This is a genomic window from Bacteroidota bacterium, assembly GCA_035506275.1.
Lineage (GTDB): Bacteria > Bacteroidota > Ignavibacteria > UBA10030 > UBA8401 > JAGVPT01.
Genome location: DATJPT010000002.1, coordinates 1 through 23,615, shown reverse-complemented (window position 1 = coordinate 23,615; position 23,615 = coordinate 1). Strand labels below are relative to the sequence as shown.

Genomic DNA, 23,615 nt, shown 5'->3' with positions numbered 1-23,615 from the left:
AATGCTTCGAGATCAATGTGAAAGGGAATCGATTCAGTGCTGCACAGTCTTCGCAACGATGCCGGTTCCGTGCCGTTAAGCCCCTTCGGATGTGCGTCTCCTAAATCGTTACCAATATATATATTGCCCCGGTTCAAAACAAGGCAGGGGGATGTGAATGTGGCCTGGGACAAACTTGCACTTCATCCGTTTCAAAGCTTATTATTTCCGAAACCAGCGAAGAAGAAGGAGGGACGCTCCGAGCAGAAAGGCGATGAGCGAAGCGGTGAAAATATGGCTGCGGACATTCGTGACGGCCGTTTCCCAGTTGCTCCCGACGTATTTTCCGAGCAGGACGAAGGTCGATGCCCAGACGACCGCCCCCGAATACGCGAAAAGACCGAACGTGCGGTAGCGGAGCCCGGAGACGCCCGCAACGAAGGCCGTGAAATGCCGGACCCCCGGAATAAAGTATCCGACCGGCAGCGACCATTTCCCGAAGCGCCTGTACCATTCGTTTGCCCGTTCAAGCTCATCGTGTGTGATGAGGAGATAACGGCCGTACTTTTCAATGAGCGGGTAACCGAACCAGCGGCCGAGCTCATAGCTGACGGAAATTCCCGACATGCTTCCGAGATATGCTGCGAGCAGCGTGTAATGAAGAAGGAGGGTGTGATTCGATACTAAATAGCCGGCGTATGTCAAGAGCGTTTCGTCCGGAACGGGGAGACCAACGATCCCGAGCATCATGCCGCCGAAAAGAGCGGCGTAGCCGTACTGCGCTATCCAGTGGTAGACAATTTCCATCAGGTGCTATCTTTCGTGAACAGGAATCGGGAGTAAAGGTAGGAAATTTTGGGCTGTGTTCAAAGGCCGGGATCTCTTCTGGCGCCGATCGTCTCCCCCCTTGCTAAAATGGCGGCAAATTGTTAACTACGTGAGGACATCCGGATGACGCAGGGTGAAGGGAAGATCTCTTGCTCGCTCTCCGGATCCTCCTAAGAGAACCTCGTCTCTGTTCATGGATGATGAAGGTCAAGCCGCACTCATTGATATTGTGCGCATTGGTATAATGCTGGCAAGCCCGGCAAAAAAGTTTGCACCTCAATGGACTTTTGATCCATAACATATGGAGCGCCCGTTATGATCTCGCGCAAAGTTGTCCCTCTTGTCTTCTTTCTCCTTCTGTTGTTATTGAATTCACCCAGCACAAAGGCGCAAACAATCTCCACAGCGCCGGTTGATACTTCTGCCGATGCGAATAAAAAAATTATGCTCCGCTTCCTTGAAGAGGGGTGGAACCAGGGGAACCTCGACGTCTGCGACCAGCTGATCGCTCCGCAGGCGATCGGCCACTACCGCGGCAAGGACTTTCCTTCTCCCCCCGAAAGAGCAAAGGAGATCATCCATCGATGGAGAATGGCGTTTGAAGGATTTCACTTCCGGATCGATTATCTGATCGCCGAAGGAGACCGGGTTGCGGCTCATGTGCCGTTCGAAGGAACGCATGCTGCGGCCTTTTTCGGCATTCCCGCGACCGGACGAAAAATCAATGCGGACGAAATTCTTGTCTGTCGATTCGGCGGAGGAAAAATTGTCGAATTCTGGGAAGTGTATGATGAGTATGGCCTGAGAACGGAGCTCGGCAGTTCTGCAGATACGACAAAGCCAAAGTGATCCCAGACTCTCCACCTGTCTAGGGAGCCTCATCCCTCACTTCATCACAACCTGTAACGCACCCCTTTGTGAAGAGCTCGGAGGTGACACCTCTCGGGAGACGGATGCTTTTCCCGCCGGCATTATCCCCGCCGATCCTCCTCGTCACTCATTTCGCCAGGATCAGCCTTGTGGTTTGACTTTTTCCTTCCGACTCAAGGCGGCACCAGTATAATCCCGACGGAAAATCGTTGAGGTTCGCTGTAACGGTGTAGGTCCCCGCATCCTTGTAGTCGTTGAGCACCGTGCGAAGTTTTTGGCCGAGGTTGTTATATATGGTGATCGCTATCGTACCGGCTTTTACGACCGTGAACGGGATCGTTGTGCTGCCGTTAAAGGGGTTCGGATAGTTCTGCATCAGAAGGAAATTCCCCGGGGGGACGCTGCCGCCGTTCACCGGCGTGACCGGCTGCGTAACGAATATCAGCAACGTATCGGACCTCCCGTGCTCGACCACTTCTCCTATCACCGCGTGTGAGCCGACGGGGAGGGGGGAGACTCTGCACGGACAGGGATAATCCATCGGATCCCATCTAACCGCGCTGTGCGGCGGAATGACTCTCGAGGTGATGATCTGGGCGCATGCCATGTACCGTGACAAATAAAAGGTATCGATCACGAAGGATGTCTGGCACGCGGATCCGAAGGTCAGGGTGATCGTGTCCGCCTGCGGATTGAATGCGGTCACGGTCACCGCGACGGTGTCGCCGTAATTGTAGATCGGTTTGTCGGTCCAGACTCCGACCTCGATCTGTCCGGGCAAGGAGCTGCACAAGCCCGCCGTCAAGATAAGGATCATGAAAGGTTTCATTGTTTTCCCTCCCTAAAGTTTTGGCGTGGAATGGTCCGGGCGGCATTTCCGAAGGCATCGCAATTTTGGCATCCGTATGGCGCGCGCTCCTCCAGGAGTACTGCGGATGGAAGCGACACCGCCGGTCTTAACGTTTCCCGGAATCGTTCCCCCCGCAAAGATCGTGATTTATTCCAACTTGCGAAAGTTATAATATTTTGGTAACTAGGTATATCCGTTCAGACGCACTAAGAGCAGCACTACTTCAGAGAGGGAGCAAATGGCTGAGAATAAAACGAAGCCGATGGCGGCGGGCGTCGATGCTTTTCTGAAAAAGATCGCCGACCGGCAGGTCCGGGATGATTGCGACTCGCTCATCGCAATGATGGAATCGATCTCGAAACTCAAGCCGGTGATGTGGGGGAGCGCGATCATCGGTTTCGGCACCCATCACTACGTCTATGAGAGCGGAAGGGAAGGAGATACCGTGATCGTCGGCTTTTCTCCGAGGAAGCAGAATATTGCGCTCTACCTCCACGGCGGCCTCGCCCCGCTGAGCCGGGAACTCGCCTCGCTCGGGAAATTCAAAACCGGCAAGGGATGTTTATATATCAAGTCCCTTGAAGACGTCGATACATCAGTTCTCAAAAAAATTCTTACCAAATCATTCAAGAGTGCAAAGCAATAGGCATCGCTTCATTCGACATTTGTCATTGCCAAAAAGAGACTGTTATGAATTATCAAAAGCATCAACAGGAATATTTGCTTGGGCTGATGAGGATGGCATCTGTGCTCATCCTTTGCAGCGTTTCATGTTTCTCCCGCGTCTCTGCTCAAAGCACCACGGTCTATTTGGACAGCAGCCTGCAGACGATACGAGGATTCGGCGCGGCGAACATCCTGCCGTGGCGCCCTGATATGGACACGGCAGAAGTGCAGACCGCGTTCGGCACAGGCCAGGGACAGCTTGGGTTTTCTCTTTTGCGGCTCCGCCTTCCAAGCTCGCCGAGCGATTTTCCCCTGAGCGTTGCGACAGCGCGGCTTGCAAGCTCTATGGGAGCGAACATCTTTGCGACCCCCTGGTCGCCTCCCGCCGCAATGAAAACGAACAACAATATTGTCGGCGGCCAACTGAGCGATACGTCGTATGCATCGTTCGCGGCATACCTGGAATCGTACATCAATTACATGGGGACGAACGGCGTTCCGCTGTATGCGGTTTCGGTGCAGAACGAACCCGACGCGAACGTGACGTACGAATCATGCTTCTGGAACGCGACGCAGTTCATGAACTTCCTCAGGAACAACGGGTCCGCGATCGGGACGAGGATCATCATGCCGGAGTCGGAGGGCTTCAATCACGCCTTCTCCGATTCGACGCTCAACGATTCCGCGGCGGCTGCGCAGGTATCGATCATCGGAGGACACCTCTACGGCGCAATCCCGGGACCGTATCCCCTTGCGACGAGCAAAGGGAAGGAACTCTGGATGACGGAATATCTGAGCACCGACACCTCATGGTCGGCAGTTCTCGCCACCGGCAAGCAGATTCACGACTGCATGACCGCCGGCATGAATGCGTATGTCTGGTGGTACATCGTTCGGTACTACGGACCGATCGACGAAAGCGGCAACGTGACGAAGCGCGGCTACGTGATGTCGCAGTTTTCGCGGTACGTTCGCCCCGGATTCCGTCGGGTCTACAGTACGACATCCGCGCGAAGTCTGGTCTATGTCACTGCGTACACGAATGGTACACAGATCGTCATCGCCGCGGTGAACATGAGCACGTCGGCGGTGTCGCAGAGTTTTTCATTCCAAAGCTCTCCCGGCGTCAATACGACCTTCACGCCGTATACGACCTCCCAGATGGTAAATTGCAGCCAGGGATCCGGCATCGCCTGCCCGAACGGGAGCTTCTCGGCTTCGATTCCGGCGTCGAGCGTCACGACATTTGTCGCAAATTCAATCACCGCCGTGAAGGATCATCCCCAGATTCCACTCAGTCCGAGCTTGGGCCAAAATTATCCGAACCCGTTCAACCCGGCCACAATCATCAGCTATCAATTGACAGCTAACAGTTTCGTTACTGTAAAAATATATGACGAACTCGGGAGGGAAGTGGCGAAACTGGTGAACGAGCAGGAGTCGCCCGGATCTCATTCTGTGCGGTGGGATGGCGGTAATTTCTCGAGCGGACTCTATTTCTACGAACTGACCGCCGGGAACTTTCACGACGTGAAAAAGATGGTGTTGATGAAGTGAGAACGTGACGGGAAGCAACCTCAAAAGCGAATTTGTGTACGCCTTCGTCGCGTTCGCTCCGTTCACGTGCTCCCCAAAGGGAGCGCGCAGCACGTCGCATCCCCGCGAAGGGAACTTGCTTATTGAGCATCAGTCTCTTAATTGTCAAATTAAAAACCGATCATTGAATTCTCTTCGCATAACGAGTCAATATTTTGAACCGGCCTGGCTATAACATTTCATATCCCACCAAACTTATGCGCCTCATCATTATCGCAGCGGCGGCGCAGATTACATTTGCATTCTGTGCCGACGCGCAGGCGGATCGCCCGATCGATTCGTCCGCGTATGCTCCTATTGTCCGACTGACCGCCGAGCAAGACCACCGGCGGCTTCTCGATCTGCTCCACATCGATTCACTTCGTCCGGGTCCTTCGGGAAATCCCAAAGCGCCGAACGCGGCGAACTCGGACGAATCAAAAGCGACGACGTACACCTCGCTCCCCGATCCATTGCTCCTTAAGGACGGAGCAAGAGTCACCACTGCGGAGATGTGGTGGAAGAAGAGGCGTCCCGAGATCGTCGAGGATTTTGACCGGGAAGTTTACGGCAGGGAGCCGGCAGTACTTCCCGCGGTCAGGTGGGAAGTCGCGAGTGTGACGCACGATTCCAACGGTACGTTCCCTGTCATCACAAAGAAACTCGTCGGCCATGTCGATAATTCTTCGTATCCGCTTCTTACCGTCGACATTCAGTTAACGCTCACGCTCCCCGAGCACGCGGCCGGGCCGGTGCCGGTCATCATGGAATTCGGCTTCGTCTTCCCGCCGGGGTTCAAATTTCCTTCCCCGCCTCCCGGCGCTGCCGCCCCGGCAGGGCCGACCTGGCAGCAGCAGCTCCTTGCAAAAGGGTGGGGATACGCGGTAATCGTTCCAACAAGTTATCAGGCCGACAACGGAGCCGGATTGACAAGCGGCATCATCGGACTCGTCAACAAGGGGGAGCCGCGCAAGCTGGATGATTGGGGAGCGCTGCGTGCATGGGCGTGGGGGGCGAGCAGAGCGCTCGACTATTTCGAGACCGATAAGTCGGTGGACGCGAAGAAAGTGGGGATCGAAGGGCTCTCGCGGTACGGGAAGGCGGCTCTCGTCACGATGGCCTATGACCAGCGGTTCGCGATCGGTTTCATCGGATCGTCCGGCGAAGGCGGGGCGAAACTCCACCGGCGCAATTTCGGCGAGGAAGTGGAGAATGTCGCGTCGTCCGGCGAGTATCACTGGATGGCGGGAAATTTTCTGAAATACGCCGGTCCGCTCACCCCGAACGATCTGCCGGTCGATTCCCATGAGCTGGTCGCTTTGTGCGCTCCGCGTCCCGTCTTTATCAGCTGCGGATCGCCGGCTGTCGAAGGGAATTGGGTGGACGACAAAGGGATGTTCCTCGCCGGCGTGTATGCCGGTCCGGTCTATGAACTGCTCGGGAAGAAAGGCCTCGGAGTTGCCGCAATGCCGCCCATGGAGACCACGCTCATCGACGGAGAGGTCGCATTCCGACAGCACAGCGGCGGGCACACCACCGGCCCCAACTGGCCGACATTCATAAAATTCGCCGAGCGGTATTTCAAGTAATACTGTTCATTAGATTTTCCTCGAAAATAAAAAGGCCGGGACATTCATCCCGGCCTTTTTTCTTTCTGGAGGTGAGTCGTCCTAAAACAGGTTGACACAAATGGAGAAGACCGATGGAAGGACAAGGAACAAATAAGAGGTTACGGCGGACTCAAGGGGACAACAGTCTAGGCTTCAAGCTGGGGGGGTAGGAGAAGTTGAAGCAGGAGAATTCACGTATAAGCAGGCTCAACGGAACTATGGGAGACACAGTCGTTGACGATGCGCTCTCCCGCTCTTCGGGCGGTCGAAGACTCGACTCGGCGAGGTTCACTTACTCCCCGAAAGAGACCTTTGTGAACAGGATGTCCTTCGTCTCGTGGCGCGATGACGCCGCGCCACTCGCTCAGGACGAAGTGTTTCTTTGAGTTGTAATAAAAGCTCGTTCACCCTGAGCGAACCTGTTCCGTTGAAAGCGGAACGTTGACTTGAAGGGCAGACCCGATTCCCCGCTTATCCTTTATCTCCTCCAGCGATTCTTTCTCCTCTTTGCAGTAACCGCTGTCCTTTTGGGAAGCAAGTCCCCAAAATGCGGACGCGTCTGGCAAAGGCATCCCTTCGGGCGGAGCGTCAGTCTAAATTAATTTTTTGAAATGGCTTCTAATTTATTTTTTTCTTCATATATTGTAGCGGTTATCTATGCAGAGGACGATGTGAAAGGAGTCATCAGTACATGTTCCCCGTTGTCCGGTTCTTTCAGTTTATGAGATTGAGATGCTCGCATTATCAAGAAAGAAATTGCTCTTCCCCGTGGCTGTAACGAGTCAGAACGGACACATCCCAATTCTACTGTCGGACTCTTGGCTGCTGCCGTAGTTGTGTGTTAGGGTATGGCACCGGCCATGAATTGACTGCTTTCACCTTCCCTCCGCGAAGAACGCTTCACGCGTTTCTATTCGGGAGAAACTAATGCTTGCCGCTCCGCTCCAGGGGGGAGCTACAACTCTCGCTGATCATCTCGTTCGTACTTCTGGTATATCGGTACAACGCTGCTACCAATGCGGCAAATGCTCTGCGGGATGTCCCGCGGCAGACCACATGGATTTGACGCCGAGCGTCGTCCTGCGGTTGTTGCAAACCAGGACAGCGGAAGCGGAACGCAAAGTACTGGGCAGCTATGCCATATGGCTCTGCCTCGCCTGTCAAACATGCGTTGCCCGTTGTCCGATGGAAGTAGACCTTCCGAAAGCGATGGATGTTCTCCGTGCAGAGTCGCTCCGTCTCAATCTCGTTCATCCCCGCGCCAGAGATATTGTTGCATTCCACACCTCCTTCCTGAATACAATCAAGCGTTTTGGCAGATTGTGGGAAATTGGGTTGATCGCAGAATACAAGGTGCGCACCCTTCATCTCTGGCAGGATGTTGTCCTCGCTCCGGTGATGCTGATGAAGGGAAAACTTTCGCTCATTCCTTCATTTCACAGAAAGCTCGTCAGCCAGGTTTTCTCCGCCGGGCAAAGGAAGAAGGAGCACGCTGCATGAAAATCGGACTTTACCCCGGCTGTTCGTTCGAAGGCTCCTCGCGTGAATACGCTGAGTCGCTCCGCGCGATTGCGCCGAGACTGGGTTTGGAGCTGCACGAAGTTGAAGGATGGAATTGCTGCGGTGCAAGTTCAGCGCATTCGCTCGATCACTCGCTGTCGCTCGCTTTGCCGGCGAGGGTCCTTGCTCAGGCAGAAGCACAAACAATGATGGAGTTGTTGGTTCCGTGCGCAGCGTGTTTTAATCGGCTTGCCTCGGCAAAAACAGAACTTGCCGGCGATGCCCGCGCGCGCGCGGATGTTGCTGATGCGATCAACATGCCGTATGCCGGTACGACGGCAGTGCGCAATATTCTAGAGGTGCTCAATCAGGTACTCACGGCCGAGGTGGCAGCATCATTCCCGAAAACTTTTTCTCATAAGGTTGTCTGCTATTACGGATGCCTCCTAGTTCGCCCGGCGAGCGTCGTCCATCACGCGCGGATGGAAGACCCGACGGAGATGGATGACCTCATGAGGCGGATCGGCGCGACGCCGCTCGACTGGGCGATGAAAACGGAATGCTGCGGTGCGAGCTTTTCAATCACACGGACAGACATTGTCGGGGATCTCGGGGGAAGAATTCTGGAGGATGCCGCCGCGCGGGGCGCTGAAGCGGTGATCGTTGCATGTCCGATGTGCCATTCCAACCTCGACATGCGCCGGAAAGAAATAGAGCGTGCGACGGGGAAGAAATTCGGCGTTCCCATCCTCTACGTCACACAGGCAATCGGCATTGCCCTCGGTCTCGATGCGCAGGCGTTGGGATTACAGCGGCATTTTGTTCCGGTTCGACTGGAAGGCAAGAGCAAAGCTCAACACAATGTACCCGCCCGCACACCAGCGGGGGTGTCGTAGGAAGATCAGGTCAGGCGATGTCACGAATCGGAGTTTTTATCTGTCATTGCGGCGAGAACATCAGCGCGACCGTCGATTGTGAAAAAGTGGCGAAGACGGTTGCGCGCATGCCGGGTGTCGTACAGAGCGTGGACTATAAGTATATGTGTTCCGACCCCGGGCAGAACCTTATCCGCCAGGCGATCAAGGAAAAGAACCTTACCGGCGTTGTCGTGGCTGCGTGTTCACCCCGCATGCACGAACCGACATTCCGCAGGACATGCGCCGAAGCAGGATTGAACCCGTTCCTCTGCGAGATGGCGAACCTGCGCGAACACTGCTCCTGGGTGCATGCCAGAGGAGATGCGACGACCGAGAAAGCCGCCGATCTTGTTGCGATGATGGTCGAAAAAGCAAAGCGGGATAAGCCGCTGTATCCGATCAAAGTCCCCGTTACAAAAACCGCGCTCGTGATCGGGGGAGGTATTGCAGGGATCCAGGCCGCACTCGATATTGCCAACGCAGGGCAAAAAGTGGTGCTGGTGGAAGACGATCCGTCGATCGGCGGACATATGTCTCAGCTCTCGGAGACGTTCCCCACCCTCGACTGCTCCCAGTGCATTCTCACACCGCGCATGGTGGAAGTCGCGCAGCATCCGAACATTACGCTCTACACGTATGCAGAGGTAGAAAGCCTCACCGGCTTCATCGGCAACTTCACAGCGCGGATCCGCAAGAAGGCAAAAAGCATCGACGAGAAGGCGTGCACCGGCTGCGGTGAATGTGTGACGGCATGTCCGATCAAAAAAATTCCGAGCGAGTTCAATACGGGACTCGGCGTGCGCAGTGCGATCTACATCCCCTTCCCGCAAGCCGTTCCGAACAAGCCCGTCATCGACCGCTCTCGCTGCACGTATTTCAAGAACGGGAAGTGCAAGTTCTGCAAGACCAAATGCCCGGCGGATGCGATCCGGTTCGAACAGCAGGATGAATTCATCGAGGTGGACGTCGGTTCCGTCGTCGTTGCCACCGGCTTCACTATCAAAGAAACATCCTTCTTCCCCGAATACGGATACGGCAAATACAAGGATGTCCTGACCGGTTTGCAGTTCGAGCGGCTCCTTTCCGCTTCGGGTCCGACGCTGGGTGAACCGCGTCGCCCGTCCGACGGCACGGTGCCGAAAACGATTGTCTTCATCGCATGTGCGGGTTCGCGCGATCCGGCGAAAGGGATCGAGTATTGCTCGAAGATCTGCTGCATGTACACTGCCAAGCACGCGATGCTCTATAAGCACAAAGTTCACGACGGCAATGCGTACGTCTTTTATATGGATATTCGGGCCGGGGGCAAGGGGTATGACGAGTTCGTGCGCAGAGCGATTGAGGAAGACGATGTGAACTACATCCGCGGGCGTGTATCGCGGATCTATGAACGGGAGGGCAAGCTGATTGTGCGCGGCGCCGATACGCTGCTCGGTGGGGAGCCGGTGGAGATTGAAGCTGACATGGTCGTGCTCGCAACGGCGGGTGTTGCGAACGAAGGGGCGGAGGAGCTTGCGCAAAAACTGCACGTCAGCTATGATGCGCATCATTTCTTCTCGGAAGCGCATCCTAAACTGCGTCCGGTGGAGACGAATACGGCCGGAATATTTCTTGCCGGAGCGTGCCAGGCGCCGAAGGACATTCCCGACTCCGTCGGCCAGGCCTCCGCCGCTGCAAGCAAGGTGCTCGGGTTGTTCTCCGCCGACGAATTGACGCGCGAGCCGGTGATCGCCGTTGTGAATCGCGCGGCGCCGCCGGTGTTCTCAACATGTATCGGATGCTTTACGTGCCAAACGGCATGTCCGTACAATGCAATCGAGCAGGAAGAAATAAGAACGCGGGAAGGAAAACTCATGAAGACGGTTGCGAAAGTCAATTCCGGGTTATGCCAGGGATGCGGCACGTGCGTGGCGTTCTGCCGGTCAAAGTCGATCGACCTGCAGGGCTACAGCAACGAACAAGTATATGCAGAAGTCATGGAGTTGTTAGCCTAATGGAACCGCCGTTCGAGCCTAAGGTTGTCGCGTTCGTCTGCAACTGGTGCACGTATGCCGGCGCTGACTTGACCGGTACGAGCCGCATCAAGTACGCGACGAATGTCCGCATTGTGCGGTTCCCATGCACGGGCCGTATCGACTATAATCTCTTGCTCAAAGCATTCGCTCAGGGTGCGGACGGCATCATCGTGTCCGGCTGCCATCCGAACGATTGCCACTACACTTCGGGAAACTTTCACGCGCGGCGCCGATGGATCGTTTTCCGGCAGATGATGGAGTATATGGGCGTGGATATGCGCCGCGTGAAATTCTCGTGGGTTTCTGCCGCTGAAGGGGCAAAGTGGGCGGAGGTCGTGAACGCTGCCGTCGCTGAAGTCCGCGAGCTTGGACCGGCGGCGGCATTTCAGAGGATGACCAAAGAAGTTGCATGATCAGCGGGCGGAATCGATCCAATCCGGTCAGAGAAAATCTATGCAAGCCTTACATGAGAAAGCGAAAGAGCTCTTAGAATCCGGAAGAGCGAACGTGATCGTCGGCTACGGGAATGGAAGCGGCAACAGGGTGCGCCCCGTTTTCATTCGAACCGCTGAGGATGTGCCGCAGCTCGTGTGGGATCAACGATGCCGGCAAAATCTTGCCGTCTATCTCCTTAAGCCTGAAATCAAAAGAATGGGAACGCCGGCCGTCGTCACCACCCCCGCGGTGGTACGGTCGATTATCCAATTGATCGCTGAGCGGCAGATCAAAAGCAGCGACCTTGTGCTCCTCGCTATTGAAGATGCCGCAGTGATTGAATTGACGGACAATGCCTCGCTCGAAAAGTATGCCGCAGCCCATCCGGTGGTATTTCCGCCCCCCGTGAAGAAAGAGATCGAAACGCTCGCTGCGATGTCCGTCGAAAAGCGGTTCGCGTTTTGGCAGGATGAATTATCGCGATGCTTCAAGTGTTACGCATGCCGTTCATCATGCCCGTTGTGCTACTGCGACCGCTGCATCACGGACTGCAACCAGCCGCAGTGGGTGGACGTCGCAGCGAACGCGATCGGGAATTTTGAATGGCACATCAATCGCGCGATGCATCTTGCAGGGCGGTGTGTGCAATGCGGTTCGTGCACCATCGCATGCCCGGTCGGGATTCCGATAGCACTCCTGACGATCGAAGCGACACGCATCGTCGAGCGGGAATTCGGCCAGCATGCCGGAACGCAATGCAACGCGCCGGCCGCGTTATCGTCGTTCCGCGCGGAAGATAAAGAAGCATTTATCCTGTAACGCCTCAAGCAATCGTATGGATACATACTCACTCTCCCATGAAAACTTGCTGACACTTCTTGATGCGATCACTGCATCCGGCAAGAAACTCTACGCGCCGCAGCGCAAGGGGGAGAAAGTTTTTTTCGCTCCTGTTACGGATGTGAACGCCGTGGTGTTTGACTTCACCCAGACAACGGAATCGCCAAAGGAACTGCTCTTTCCGAAATATCAGAGGCTTATCTCGTACGATTTCGAAGACGGCGAGGTACGCGTGAAGGATTACGCAGCGGTGCCGGTGCCCGAATGCGTGCTTTTCGGTTCCCGTCCCTGCGACGCTTCGGCGCTGCAGCGGCTCGCCGATTTCTTCGCCCGCGATATTTCCGATGTATTTGTCGCTCAACGAATGAACGCACTGACCGTCATCAGCGTGAGCTGCACAAAAGCTGATGCCGATTGCTTCTGCACGTCTGCGAGCAGTTCGCCCGGGGACGCAACAGGAAGCGATATTCTCTTGACGCCGGTCGAAAACGGCTGCTATTTCGTCGAATCCGGCTCGGAAAAAGGGGCTGCTCTGATTGCATCGCACAACGATCTGTTCGCAGAGCCCGCGCCCATCGGGAAAGAAATATACTTAGCAAAGGTTGAAAGGGCATTTTCGCATCATGAGCTTTCCCAAAAGCTCGCGGGGGGTTTCGGGAATGCGATCTGGTACGAAGCTTCCTTGCGCTGTATTGGATGCGGCGCGTGCGCGTTCGTATGCCCGATGTGTTCGTGCTTCGACATCCAGGATGAGGGGACGGCAAAGAAAGGCGATCGTGCGCGCTGCTGGGATTCTTGCGCGTTCGCGCTGTTCACGCTGCACACGTCCGGGCACAATCCGCGTCCCGTCCAAAGCGACCGCTGGCGGCAGCGGGTGATGCATAAGTTTTGCTACCAGCCGCAGCAGTATGAATTACCCGGTTGTGTCGGCTGCGGACGATGCTCGCGTGCGTGTCCCGCAGATATGAACCTGAAAGAACAGCTCCTTGATGTTGCCGCCGCGATCGAAACGGTGTGATGCTCCGGGTTTCGTTTGTTGAGGGGCGGGAGAAATTGCGATAGCGGTTCAGTAAAAGCCGGAATCGAAATATGTCTTCAAACAATACGTACAATCCGTATTTGATGCGGATCGAAAAGGTCACCGAAGAGGCGCCGGGCGTCAGAACGTTCCGTCTGAAATTTAAGAATGATGCCGATCGTGAACAGTTCACCTTCAACGCAGGACAATTCGGCGAGTATTCCGTCTTCGGGGAAGGCGAATCGACCTTCTGTATCGCATCATCGCCGACGCGCAAAGAATACATTGAGTGCACCTTCCGCCAAGCCGGCCGCGTGACCTCCGTGCTCGCCCGAAAAGAAGAGGGGGACATTATCGGGTTCCGTGGCCCCTATGGAAACATCTTCCCTCTTGAAGAGTGGAAGGGAAAGAACCTGTTATTTGTTGCGGGAGGTATTGCGCTGCCGCCGATGCGTTGCGTTATCTGGAACGCGCTCGACCTGCGCGAATGGTTCAACAACGTCACCGTTGTCTACGGCGCTCGTTCCGTTGCCGACCTTGTGTATAAGCACGAATTGGACGAATGGGGAAAACGATCCGACATGACGCTCGTGACAACGGTCGATCCGGGGGGAGAAAATCCCGCATGGAAAGGCAAGGTTGGATTCGTCCCGAAGGTCTTAGAGGATTTGGCTCCGTCAAGCGAGAAGACGATCGCCGTTGTTTGCGGTCCCCCGATCATGATAAAGTTCACGTTTCCGGTACTGGAACGATTGGGTTTCGCACCGCAAACGGTCTTTACGACGTTAGAGAATAGAATGAAATGCGGTGTAGGGAAATGCGGACATTGTACAGTCGGGTCAGTGTATGTCTGTAAAGACGGACCGGTGTTTACGTACGAGCAGCTCCGGAAACTCCCGCCAGAATATTAATTGAGAGATGAGGTAAACCGAATCCGGCTGCGAAAAAAGGGGATGACGGCTACCGGAATGAATACTGCACACAAAGACCGTTGGCCGTCGGCATGATGGACAGCCCGCCGTTGGCGCCGCCTCGTCCTTCGCGCTCTCGTTCTCTTGAAATAACATAGAGACCGGTCGCAATTCCCAGCGCACTGCCTGCCGCTACGTCGGATGTCCAGTGCTGGGTGAAGCGCACGCGTGAATAGGCGGTCAGCGCAGCCATGCCGTATAGCCCGATCGATGCAAAAGGATTGTTGATCTGTTCGGCGAGTACCGTCGACATCGCGAACGCTGCCACACTGTGCCCCGAAGGGAAGGATTGCCGTTCAGCGTCCCAACGGAATGCCTTGAAGTCGTGCGAATTGCCGCCAGGTCCCGGGCCGGTTCTAGCCGTGACGTACCGAAGGACGATGACCGCTGAACCGGAGAAGAGCAGACTTTCGAGAAGGAGCCGCCCGGTGACTCGAATGTTTTTCTCCCCTGAAAAGAGACCTGCTGTATAAACCCCTGCAGAAAAAATCCCCGCGTAGGGGAACTCACCGTAATAGGTTGGAATCTCCCATGGAGAATTCGGCAGTTGATCATCTGTCTGGATGCTGAACATGCTGGCGAGATGGCTGTCAGCGGAGACCAGGCCAATGAGCCCCCCGGCAGCTCCCCCGGCAATGATCCAATCCCGGCCGGAAAAATGCGCCGGTGCCGACCAGTAAGAAAGACCGTCCTCTAGTGCGATTTTAGCATCGTTGATTACGATCCGGTCGAGGGACATGGCCGCCGCGGAATCCTGTGCGGCCAGGTTGAAATTCGCAAGGGATGAAAAGAGGGCTAAATATGCAAGGCGGCGGATCATAGGAGCAGGCCGGGCCGAAACCAATGCTATGAAAAGGGATAGTTGTCTGAAAAATATACTCAAATAATGGGACCAATCCAAAATGGGGTTATTCCTGCTCTATGTTGTTTTGTAGATTTACTTTAAAGAGATAAATCACTACATTTTCGCTATCCACCAGAAATGTTAGATAGTTAAGTTTACTACCCCCTGTGTTGATCTGTATCGTGCAGTTGGGGGAAAAGGATTATTGTCCCATGTGGGTTGCATAAATGTGACTCAAAGGGCGGAGCTGTGAGAAGTCGGAAGAGCAGAAATGAATAAAATGTCGGTCAGAGCGGAATGCGGTGCGGATTTGCAGCTCCCGCAATCGCACTTTGGTTCAGGTATCTGGCCGGGAATGCTCATCGTTGGTTTCTTCGAAAGGGTATCGGAAATATGAGACGAAGCACGATGCTTCTCTTTGCAATATCAGCAGCGGGCATTTTCCGGACACTCCCCGCGCAAGTGACCACAACAGCCGTCCCGTTTCTGATGATCGCTCCCGACTCGCGCGCCAGCGGTATGGGAGAGGCGGGTGTCGCCCTGGCCGACGATGCGTGGGCGACATATTGGAATCCGGCGGGGTATGCGTTTCAATCAGGCTCCGAGGCATCGATCAATTATTCAGACTGGCAGCCTGCACTCGACCTCGGCGATGTTTGGATCGCGAACATGGTGTACAAGCAGGACGTCAGGCAGCTGGACGGAACCGTATCTGCGGCATTCACGTATCTCAACCAGGGGGAGATCGGGCGGACGCTGAACGACGCGACCGTCCTTGAGACATTCAAGAGTTACGAACTGGCTTTTGTACTCGGCTATTCGACGAAGCTTTCAAATGTACTCGGCATCGGCTTCAACCTCAGGATCATTCACAGCGCCATTTCGCCGTTCGGTTCGCCTGACGGACAGGGAAACGGGATCGCGACCGGAGGGAGCTTCGACGTCGGCATGCTCTACCATCCTCAGTCCCTCGTCATTCCCCTGGTGAATCACAACCTCGGCGACAGGCTGAGTTTGGGGTTCAACCTCTCGAACATCGGGCCGAAGCTGACGTACGGCGATGCCTCGCTCGCGGATCCAATTCCGATGAACCTTCGTCTCGGACTTGCGCTGAAGCTTTTCAAGAACCAGTACAACGACGCGACCTTCATCGCCGATTTCAACAAGCTGCTGGTCAATGACACGGACAGCGGTTCGGACGTATTCTATAAAGCCTTCTTCACTTCCTGGACGGGGAGGACGATCGGCGAAGAATTCCGTCAATTCGACACTGGGCTGGGTTTCGAGTACTGGTACGGGGCTCCGAAACTTTTTGCCTTCCGGACGGGTTATTTTTATGAGGACCCCGCCTACGGCAACCGTAAGTTTTTCACCTTCGGCGTCGGCGTGCGGGTGGAGTCGTACGAATTTGATTTCAGCTATATCGCGGCGTCGGAGAAGGACGATCCCGTCGGCGGAACGCTCCGGTTCACGCTTCTGGCCTCTTTTGGGGGACTCTCGAAGAGCGACCGGGCGTTGCCGTAGGCGGTCATCAGGAGAAAAGTGAGGCAGGACACGGCGAGTAAAGGGGAAGAATATCACATTTAATAAAGTGCTGCAAAATCAGTCACCTGTGCCGATAGACTATCAATCAACCAATGTTCACAATTAAACGAGGTTTATCTATGAAACGTGCGATACGAATACTTGCGATAGCATCCTTCTTGCTCCTTGGCGTCCATTCTTCACGAGCGCAGTGGATTCCCGATACCCTCATTAATGAAGGGAAGGTGTATTCATTTGCCGTAAACGGGTCAAACCTCTTTGCGGGAACAGACAGCGGTGTGTTTCTCTCGACCGATAATGGCACAAGCTGGACAGGGGTGAATAACGGTTTAGTAAGTGCCCCTGTCTATTCCTTTGCTGTAAATGGCACTACCCTCTTTGCATTGCTTGCCGGAGCAGGAGTGTATCGTTCTACCGACAATGGCAGCACTTGGACCGCTGTCAATAATGGAATTACTGATCTATTTGATAATTCCCTTGGAGTCAGCGGAACGAACATTTTGGCAGGGGGCGAAACGGGGCACATATATCTTTCCACCGACAACGGAGATGACTGGACAGCTGTCACTTCTGGAGTAGTAAGTTCTAATATTTCTTCTTTTGTCCAAAGCGGAACAAACCTTTTTGCAGCTTCCTATGGAGAGGGAGTTATTCTGTCGACCGACAACGGGACCACTTGGACACCGGCCACTACGGGATTATTCGCTAGCGTGAATTGCTTAGCAGTTTTGGGTTCTAATCTCTTTGCCGCAACCGACAGCGGTGTATTCCTTTCTACCAACAACGGTGCGAATTGGCAGCCGGCCGACTCAGGGTTGACATTGCTGTTTCTGCCGATGAATTCTTTGGCCGTTTCCGGCACAGATATTTATGTTTCGTCATACTTAGTTTACAAATCCACCGACAATGGAACAAGCTGGGTTGACTCGAGTGATGGATTACCAGAAAGCTCACCTGTTAATGCTTTGGCTGTCCAAGGTTCGTTTCTTTATGCGGGAATGACGGGGGGCTTGTACCAACACGACCTCCCTGTGGACCTCCCTGTTGAATTGGCAGCATTCTCCGCTTCCTACACCGGGTCAACGATTGAGCTGCAATGGAAGACGGCAACGGAAATCAACAACGCTGGATTTGATATACAACGGCGATCAGCGGGCACGCAGCAGTGGACAAAGGTCGGCTCGGTCTCTGGCGCGGGCACAAGCAACGTCCCTCATTCGTATTCTTTTAAGGACAACGTCGGGACCGCAGGTACCTATTCGTACCGGTTAAAGCAAACCGACCATAACGGTGCGTTCAGCTATTCACGTGAGATCGAAGTGTCCATAGGCGGAGCGCCGAGGGTTTTCGGGATGTCGCAGAATTATCCGAACCCGTTCAACCCGTCGACAAATATCCAGTTCACGGTGCCGGCGGACGGACGTGCAACGTTGAATGTATACAATGCGATCGGACAGCTGGTGGCGACGCTGTTCGATGGAATCGCGAAAGCCGGACAGTATAACCAGGCAACGTTCGATGGCTCGCGCTTTGCGAGCGGAATATATTTTTCGCGGCTGGAGTCGAACGGCAGGACTGAGCTGAAGAAGATGCTGCTGTTGAAGTAACCCCACACAAAAAAAGTGTAATTGTCATTCTTCGCTCCGTTCAGGGGGATACGAGAAACGGGATTTTCATTCTGACAAACAATGTAACGCCATTGTCATTCTGAACGGAGTCCCGCGATAGCGGGACGGAGTGAAGAATCTGGACAGCAGGGGTGCAAATCAAAGACGAAAATTGCGGCACAATCCCCCGCGCAATCCAGCCCCTTCGCTCCGCTCAGGGTGACACGAGAAATGGGATTTTTATTCTGACAAACAACGCAACGTCATTGTCATTCTGAACAGAGTCCCGCTATGGCGGGACGGAGTGAAGAATCTGGACAGCAGGGGTGCAAATCAAAAACGAAAATTGCGTGACACAAATCCCCCATGCAATCCAGCCCCTTCGCTCCGCGGAGGGTGACACGAGAATTGGGATTTTTATTCTGACAGACAATTCAACGTCATTGTCATTCTGAACGAAGTCCCGCGATAGCGGGACGGAGTGAAGAATCTGGACAGCAGGGGGCAAATCAAAAACGAAAATTGCGGCACAATCTCCCGTGCAATCCAGCCCCTTCGCTCCGCGGAGGGTGACATAATAAAGAGATCGCATAGATTGTTCCGTTTTAGCCGCACACAGCCTCATTTTTTATAAACTCCTCAGACCGCAGCAGATGCTTACGAATAGGATCATCAGATGAATTCTTACCGGGAACCGCAAAGTAATGACAAGGGCAACGGACGACACCAGGCAGATTCGCTCGTGTCACCTTTGTGGGAATATTTGGCAATTCTACTCCGAGGGAAGTGGATCATTCTGGTCTCGGTGTGCGTGGCAACCGGCCTCGCTTTCCTGTATTCTAACGACACAAAACCCAAGTTTGAAGCAAGCTCTCTCGTTTTGATCGAGACGAAAGCTAGCGATAAGGCAAATCCGATGCTCGATTTGACGGGAGCGACCGCCGCAACCAAGATTTCGAACGAGATCGAGATATTGAAATCCCGGTCCACCATCCAGGCCGTTGCCGAAGCACTCCTTTCTCAAAAATACATCAATGACAAAAAAACGAAGATCATACCTATTTTGAGGTCGGCGGGGGGCAGAGACTCCCTGGCGACAGTCGAAGAAGTTTCGGAACGATTGGAGGGAGCTGTCGATTTTTCTCCGATCCATGAAACCGATATTGTCAAGATCACGGCAGTGAGCGGGGATCCCGTGGAAGCGGCGCTGATCGCGAACGTGTACACCGAAATTTACACCACGCAAAACCTCCAGGCAAGCCGTCTCCGGACCACCGCGATCCGCGAGTTTCTGCAGTCACAACTTGAATCAAGGAAAGCATTGCTCGATTCAGCTGAAAACAACCTGCAGGACTACATGCGTTCTTCCGGCGTCGTTTCCCTCGATGCAGAGGGGACCAAAGTTGTAGACCAACTAACGGCGCTTGAGGCTCAACGGGACGCCATCGAAGTAGAGAAAAGTTCAAGGCTGAAAACGCTCGCTTCGTATAAGGAAGAATTTGAAAAGCTTGGACAAAGCTCTGCCAGAGCGATCGAAGAATCGAACGACAGCTACATCGCTCTTTTGCAGGAGCAGATAGCGAAGCTTGAAGTGCAGCGCGATATCGTGACCGCGCAGAACCCCGGTGTCGCCGATCAGAAACTTTATTCCGACAAATTGAAGGAGATCGACCAGCAGATAGCCTCCCTGAAAAAGACGCTCGCCGGCCGCACGGACCAATTCCTCAAGTCCGTCCTCCCCGGCACGGGGGGGACATCCGGAGGAGGAAGCGGGTCGTTTCTTGCCGAGGCAAAGCAGAGGATCATCGAGCAGAGCATCGAACTTCAGGCCCTCGACGCGCGAAAAAGCGCGCTCGACGGCGTGATCCAGGACTATGAAAAAAAATTCAATCAGATCCCGAAGAAGAGCATGGATCTGGCTCGATTGCAGCGCGCGAAGATGAGCAATGAAAAACTCTATTTGCTCGTCGAAGAAAAGTATAACGAAACGTCGATACAGGAAAAATCAGAATTCGGGTACGTAAACATTGTCGACCCGGCCGTGGTGCCGCTGACGCCCGTGGGGACGCGTCTTCGTGTCTATCTTATTTTCGGGTTTGTTGTTGGCCTGACCCTCGGAGTCTTCGTCACGTTCGTATGGGCGTTTGCCGACGTCCGCATACGAACACCGGAAGACCTGAAGCGCCACGGGTTTGTCCCGCTCTCGACGATCAGCCGGATGAACTACGAAATAAAAAGGATCGTTGAAGATACCAGGGACAGTACGGCGCAATCTCCGCTCGATATACATCTGGTCTCTTTTTACCGGCCGTTCGGACCGATTGCAGAATCATACAGGCATCTGCGGACCAATGTGCTTGCAACCCAACAGGACAATTTCCCCCGATGCATCATGATGACGAGCGCGATTCCCGGAGAAGGGAAAACGACGACGGCGTGCAACCTTGCCATCTCGCTTGCTCAGGCGGACAAGAAAATTTTGCTCGTGAACGGAGACCTACGGCGTCCGACGATCCATGAGTTCTTCGGGCTTACAAACGAGCGCGGGCTCGCCGGCTTTCTTTCCGGGGAAGCGGGTCTTGAGGATGTGCGCCAGCGGGGAGTTCTGGAGAACCTCGATATCATCGCTTCCGGAGAGCTTCCGGACAATCCTTCCGAGCTTCTTGGTTCAAACAAAATGAAGGAATTCATCGGAATGATGAAACAGGAGTACGACATCATTCTTGCCGACGCACCGCCGCTGCTGGCTGTGACGGATGCAGCCGTGCTGGCAAAAGAAGCAGAAGGCGTTGTGATCGTTGCATCTGCCGGGATGACGAGGGCCAATGCCCTGATGTCCGCTGTCGAGCTGCTTCACAGCTTCGACGCAAGATTGCTCGGTGTGGTTCTGAATAACTTTGATATACGCTCTTCTTTCGGCTCGTATGCGTACGGCCACCCGAACGGCTACTATGGTTATGAATCAGGATACTACGGTTCCAACGGGAAGAGGAAAAAGTCAAAAAAAAGAACGAACCGGCCGCTGGAATCCCACACGTGAGGCAGCGTATCATACTCTGGTTGCTGCAGAGAATTAACGACATACATGCAAATCCTGGCATCCAGTGCGACCAAGCTGGATTCGGCATCCGAAGTAGTTCCGTTAGAATTTTCGTTGGATTGACTTTAAAATTGAAACCGAGACACTAAAAGCTTTCTTAAAAACGAATTTTTGCCGACCATTCTCCCAGAGGGATGCCCTCGGGACTGTCTGTCCTTCGACGCGTTCGCTCCGCTCACTTGCTCAGGGTGAACAAATAGTAGGCTCATCCTGAGTAAGTCCCGCGTTAGCGGGACGCATCGAAGGATGAAATGACGTATTTTTGAGATAGCTTCTATTAAACTTGAAGGTTAACAACACCATGAGAAAATATTGCAGCATTGTTTTTGCCGCATGTCTGATGTTGTGTCTGACAGACGCGGATGCACAGATCAATCCCAGCTCCTTTCTTTCAGCAACGTCGGCGGGGGAGACGAGCACGAACTACTATTTTGCCCGCCCCAACGACCTTACGCTCATCGTGAACGTGATAGGATTCGTGCAGAGACCGGGCAGGTACGAAATCGCGAGCTCGATAGACCTGATCAATTTGATCGCGTTGGCCGGTGGACCGACGCCCGACGGATCGTTGAGTAAAGTGACCATCATCCGGATCGACGGAAAAGGAGAGAAAGTTACACGACGCGAGTTTCACGTCGACCTGGAAGACCTTTCATCGGTGAAACAAGAAGAGCTGCAGCTAATGCCGGGGGATTTCATTATGGTGAATCGCACCGGCTGGGCGAAGTTCAGAGATGCCTTCGAGGTGGTCGTGGAGGTCTCGGCGGTAACGATAGCCGTCACTCAGGTTCTTAACTATTCGAAGAAGTAATATCAGGAACTCGAGGCGTTGTTTCTCGCCAGTGTACCGGCAAAGCCAGCCTCCAAAAGAGCCCTCTCTGAGGGGATGAACCACTCTTTTTGTAAAGCTTAACGGAACGCAGATTCATCCTGAGTAAGTCCCTCGAATGCGGGACGCATCGAAGGGCAAAGTAAGGCCCTTCGACTCGCCCCGATAGAAGACATCGTGACTCGCTCAGGGTGAACGTCCCTTGTTTTGTAAAGCCTAGCAAAAAGCAGGTTCATCCCGAGTAAGCCCCGCGAATGCGGGACGCATCGAAGGACGAAGCAACGCGCTTCGCCTCAACCCCAATAAAGAATATCGTGATTCGCTCAGGGGAAACGACTTTTACAAAAAACGAGATTATTTTTAAGAATGTCAGTCGTGGCACCTCAATGGTATGCCCTCTACCTGCGTAGCAGGTACGAAAAAAAAGTGGCCATCGAACTGGAGAAAAAAAAGATCGAACAATTCCTCCCGTTGATCGAAGAGGTGCACGTATGGAGCGACCGGAAGAAAAAGGTGACGGAGCCCCTCTTCCGGGGATATCTTTTCGTCAGAACCGATTTGCGGGACAGAGAGACAATCCTGAGGACAAACGGAGTTATCCGGTTTGTCGGCATCCAGAGCAAGCCGTCGCGAGTTCCCGATTTGCAAATAGACTGGCTTCGGCGGGTGGTCGGCGGATCAAAAGCAGTCCAGCGCGAATCGTATCTCGAAGTCGGTGAAAGGGTCAGGATCATCAGCGGACCGTTGATTGGGGTAGAGGGAATCATAAACAGAGTGAACGGAGGCTCACGCGTGATTGTGCCAATTGCCGCAGTGCAGCAGTCTGTTTCGTTTCAGGTGCCGTCAGAGCTTCTGGAACTTATCCGCAGTAATGATGGCTGAATTCTGTCCGTGTGAGGAGAGAAAAGGCTCTCGTGAAGGATCGGACAGCCGATCAGAGATTTATTGTTATCATGGTGCAGGATCTTTACCCACCCCGTTTGCACTGTCATTCACCCGATATCCAGAATCTCGATGCATCCCCTCGCGGGCATACCAAATACTTTACTCCATCTGCGGGGATTATTTTTTAGAGAAATTCAGAATTGGTTTCCCGTTCAGCCTCGTTGAAGGGAATTGTACTGCTTTTTTGCCGGAGGGCTAAAGAAATGAAGCAAATATTCTACATCTTTCTTTCGATATTGATCGCCATTCCGCTCGTCCAGCCAGGAGGCGGTCTTGCAAATGCTCAGACGACGTACTATGTTGCCGCAGCGGGCAATGATGCAAACCCGGGGACTCAAGCCCAACCGTGGCTTACGCCGATGCGGGCGGAATATGCAAAGTTAAATCCAGGTGATTCTGTTCTTTTCAAGCGCGGAGATGTCTTTGAAGGCGGGATATTTGATACCTTGATCGGCACGTGGGCAAACCCCATAGTGATCGGAGCGTATGGGTCAGGACCAAGGCCGATTTTTTATGGCGACTTGAGAGGAAGGACATGGACACCAACGCCAGGACATCCGAATATTTATCAATGTTATGTTGGTGCGGGAAGTGATTTCCAAAACGGCTATAAGCAGTATTACAACGGCGCATGGACAAATTCAAGCGGAGTCAATTACCGAAATGCCTTC

21 protein-coding genes are annotated in these 23,615 nt (G+C 53.9%); 18 read left to right on the top strand and 3 right to left on the bottom strand.

Annotation, left to right across the window (positions count from 1 at the left end):
- Positions 1-201 precede the first annotated feature (201 nt).
- Positions 202-786 carry a DedA family protein gene (locus VMF88_00610; GenBank protein HTY09545.1) on the bottom strand — a complete coding sequence of 195 codons (585 nt, stop codon included), beginning with the start codon at positions 784-786 and terminating at the stop codon, positions 202-204.
- Between the two features lie 336 nt (positions 787-1,122).
- On the opposite strand from VMF88_00610, the gene VMF88_00605 reads away from it, so the two are divergent.
- Complete coding sequence (locus VMF88_00605; GenBank protein HTY09544.1) at positions 1,123-1,656, top strand: ester cyclase; 534 nt, start codon at positions 1,123-1,125, stop codon at positions 1,654-1,656.
- A gap of 148 nt (positions 1,657-1,804) precedes the next feature.
- Here VMF88_00605 and VMF88_00600 read toward each other — a convergent pair whose 3' ends face one another.
- Positions 1,805-2,506, bottom strand: a complete 702-nt coding sequence (locus VMF88_00600; protein HTY09543.1) for a T9SS type A sorting domain-containing protein — start codon at positions 2,504-2,506, stop codon at positions 1,805-1,807.
- 259 nt (positions 2,507-2,765) lie between these two features.
- Between VMF88_00600 and VMF88_00595 the strand changes: the two genes are divergently transcribed.
- The 11 genes from VMF88_00595 (at position 2,766) to VMF88_00545 (ending at position 14,014) form a co-directional block, all read left to right on the top strand.
- A complete protein-coding gene (locus tag VMF88_00595) occupies positions 2,766-3,173 on the top strand; it encodes a DUF1801 domain-containing protein (GenBank protein ID HTY09542.1) in 408 nt (135 codons plus the stop codon).
- 44 nt (positions 3,174-3,217) lie between these two features.
- Positions 3,218-4,750, top strand: a complete 1,533-nt coding sequence (locus tag VMF88_00590; GenBank protein ID HTY09541.1) for a T9SS type A sorting domain-containing protein — start codon at positions 3,218-3,220, stop codon at positions 4,748-4,750.
- 236 nt (positions 4,751-4,986) lie between these two features.
- Positions 4,987-6,357 carry an acetylxylan esterase gene (locus VMF88_00585; protein HTY09540.1) on the top strand — a complete coding sequence of 457 codons (1,371 nt, stop codon included), beginning with the start codon at positions 4,987-4,989 and terminating at the stop codon, positions 6,355-6,357.
- 239 nt (positions 6,358-6,596) lie between these two features.
- Entirely contained in the window at positions 6,597-6,764 is a 168-nt protein-coding gene (locus tag VMF88_00580) for a hypothetical protein (protein ID HTY09539.1), read from the top strand.
- Positions 6,765-7,305: 541 nt separating this feature from the next.
- Positions 7,306-7,878, top strand: a complete 573-nt coding sequence (locus tag VMF88_00575) for a 4Fe-4S dicluster domain-containing protein (GenBank protein ID HTY09538.1) — start codon at positions 7,306-7,308, stop codon at positions 7,876-7,878.
- Positions 7,875-8,774 carry a CoB--CoM heterodisulfide reductase iron-sulfur subunit B family protein gene (locus tag VMF88_00570; protein ID HTY09537.1) on the top strand — a complete coding sequence of 300 codons (900 nt, stop codon included), beginning with the start codon at positions 7,875-7,877 and terminating at the stop codon, positions 8,772-8,774. Before VMF88_00575 ends, VMF88_00570 begins: the two co-directional genes overlap by 4 nt.
- A gap of 17 nt (positions 8,775-8,791) precedes the next feature.
- Positions 8,792-10,789 (top strand): CoB--CoM heterodisulfide reductase iron-sulfur subunit A family protein, encoded by a 1,998-nt coding sequence (locus VMF88_00565; GenBank protein HTY09536.1) that lies wholly within the window; start codon positions 8,792-8,794, stop codon positions 10,787-10,789.
- Positions 10,789-11,223, top strand: coding sequence for a hydrogenase iron-sulfur subunit (locus VMF88_00560; GenBank protein HTY09535.1), 435 nt, complete (start codon positions 10,789-10,791; stop codon positions 11,221-11,223). Before VMF88_00565 ends, VMF88_00560 begins: the two co-directional genes overlap by 1 nt.
- Before the next feature lie 40 nt (positions 11,224-11,263).
- A complete protein-coding gene (locus tag VMF88_00555; protein HTY09534.1) occupies positions 11,264-12,064 on the top strand; it encodes a hypothetical protein in 801 nt (266 codons plus the stop codon).
- Positions 12,065-12,080: 16 nt separating this feature from the next.
- Positions 12,081-13,103: a 4Fe-4S dicluster domain-containing protein gene (locus tag VMF88_00550; protein ID HTY09533.1), complete on the top strand. Its 1,023-nt coding sequence runs from the start codon at positions 12,081-12,083 to the stop codon at positions 13,101-13,103.
- A gap of 71 nt (positions 13,104-13,174) precedes the next feature.
- A complete protein-coding gene (locus VMF88_00545; GenBank protein HTY09532.1) occupies positions 13,175-14,014 on the top strand; it encodes an FAD/NAD(P)-binding protein in 840 nt (279 codons plus the stop codon).
- Between the two features lie 49 nt (positions 14,015-14,063).
- Here VMF88_00545 and VMF88_00540 read toward each other — a convergent pair whose 3' ends face one another.
- Positions 14,064-14,894: a phosphatase PAP2 family protein gene (locus VMF88_00540; GenBank protein ID HTY09531.1), complete on the bottom strand. Its 831-nt coding sequence runs from the start codon at positions 14,892-14,894 to the stop codon at positions 14,064-14,066.
- A gap of 417 nt (positions 14,895-15,311) precedes the next feature.
- Here VMF88_00540 and porV point away from each other — a divergent pair, with 417 nt between their 5' ends.
- The 6 genes from porV to VMF88_00510 all read left to right on the top strand — a co-directional run.
- The gene (porV, locus tag VMF88_00535) at positions 15,312-16,442 is read left to right on the top strand and encodes a type IX secretion system outer membrane channel protein PorV (protein HTY09530.1); all 1,131 of its coding nucleotides are present in this window, start codon (positions 15,312-15,314) and stop codon (positions 16,440-16,442) included.
- Between the two features lie 140 nt (positions 16,443-16,582).
- Positions 16,583-18,070 (top strand): T9SS type A sorting domain-containing protein, encoded by a 1,488-nt coding sequence (locus tag VMF88_00530; protein ID HTY09529.1) that lies wholly within the window; start codon positions 16,583-16,585, stop codon positions 18,068-18,070.
- Between the two features lie 676 nt (positions 18,071-18,746).
- On the top strand, positions 18,747-21,110 hold the full coding sequence (locus VMF88_00525; protein HTY09528.1) for a polysaccharide biosynthesis tyrosine autokinase: 2,364 nt from the start codon (positions 18,747-18,749) through the stop codon (positions 21,108-21,110).
- Between the two features lie 361 nt (positions 21,111-21,471).
- A complete protein-coding gene (locus tag VMF88_00520; protein HTY09527.1) occupies positions 21,472-21,981 on the top strand; it encodes an SLBB domain-containing protein in 510 nt (169 codons plus the stop codon).
- A gap of 384 nt (positions 21,982-22,365) precedes the next feature.
- On the top strand, positions 22,366-22,881 hold the full coding sequence (locus VMF88_00515; GenBank protein ID HTY09526.1) for a UpxY family transcription antiterminator: 516 nt from the start codon (positions 22,366-22,368) through the stop codon (positions 22,879-22,881).
- Positions 22,882-23,147: 266 nt separating this feature from the next.
- The coding region (locus tag VMF88_00510) for a hypothetical protein (protein HTY09525.1) at positions 23,148-23,615 on the top strand (468 nt) is incomplete at its 3' end.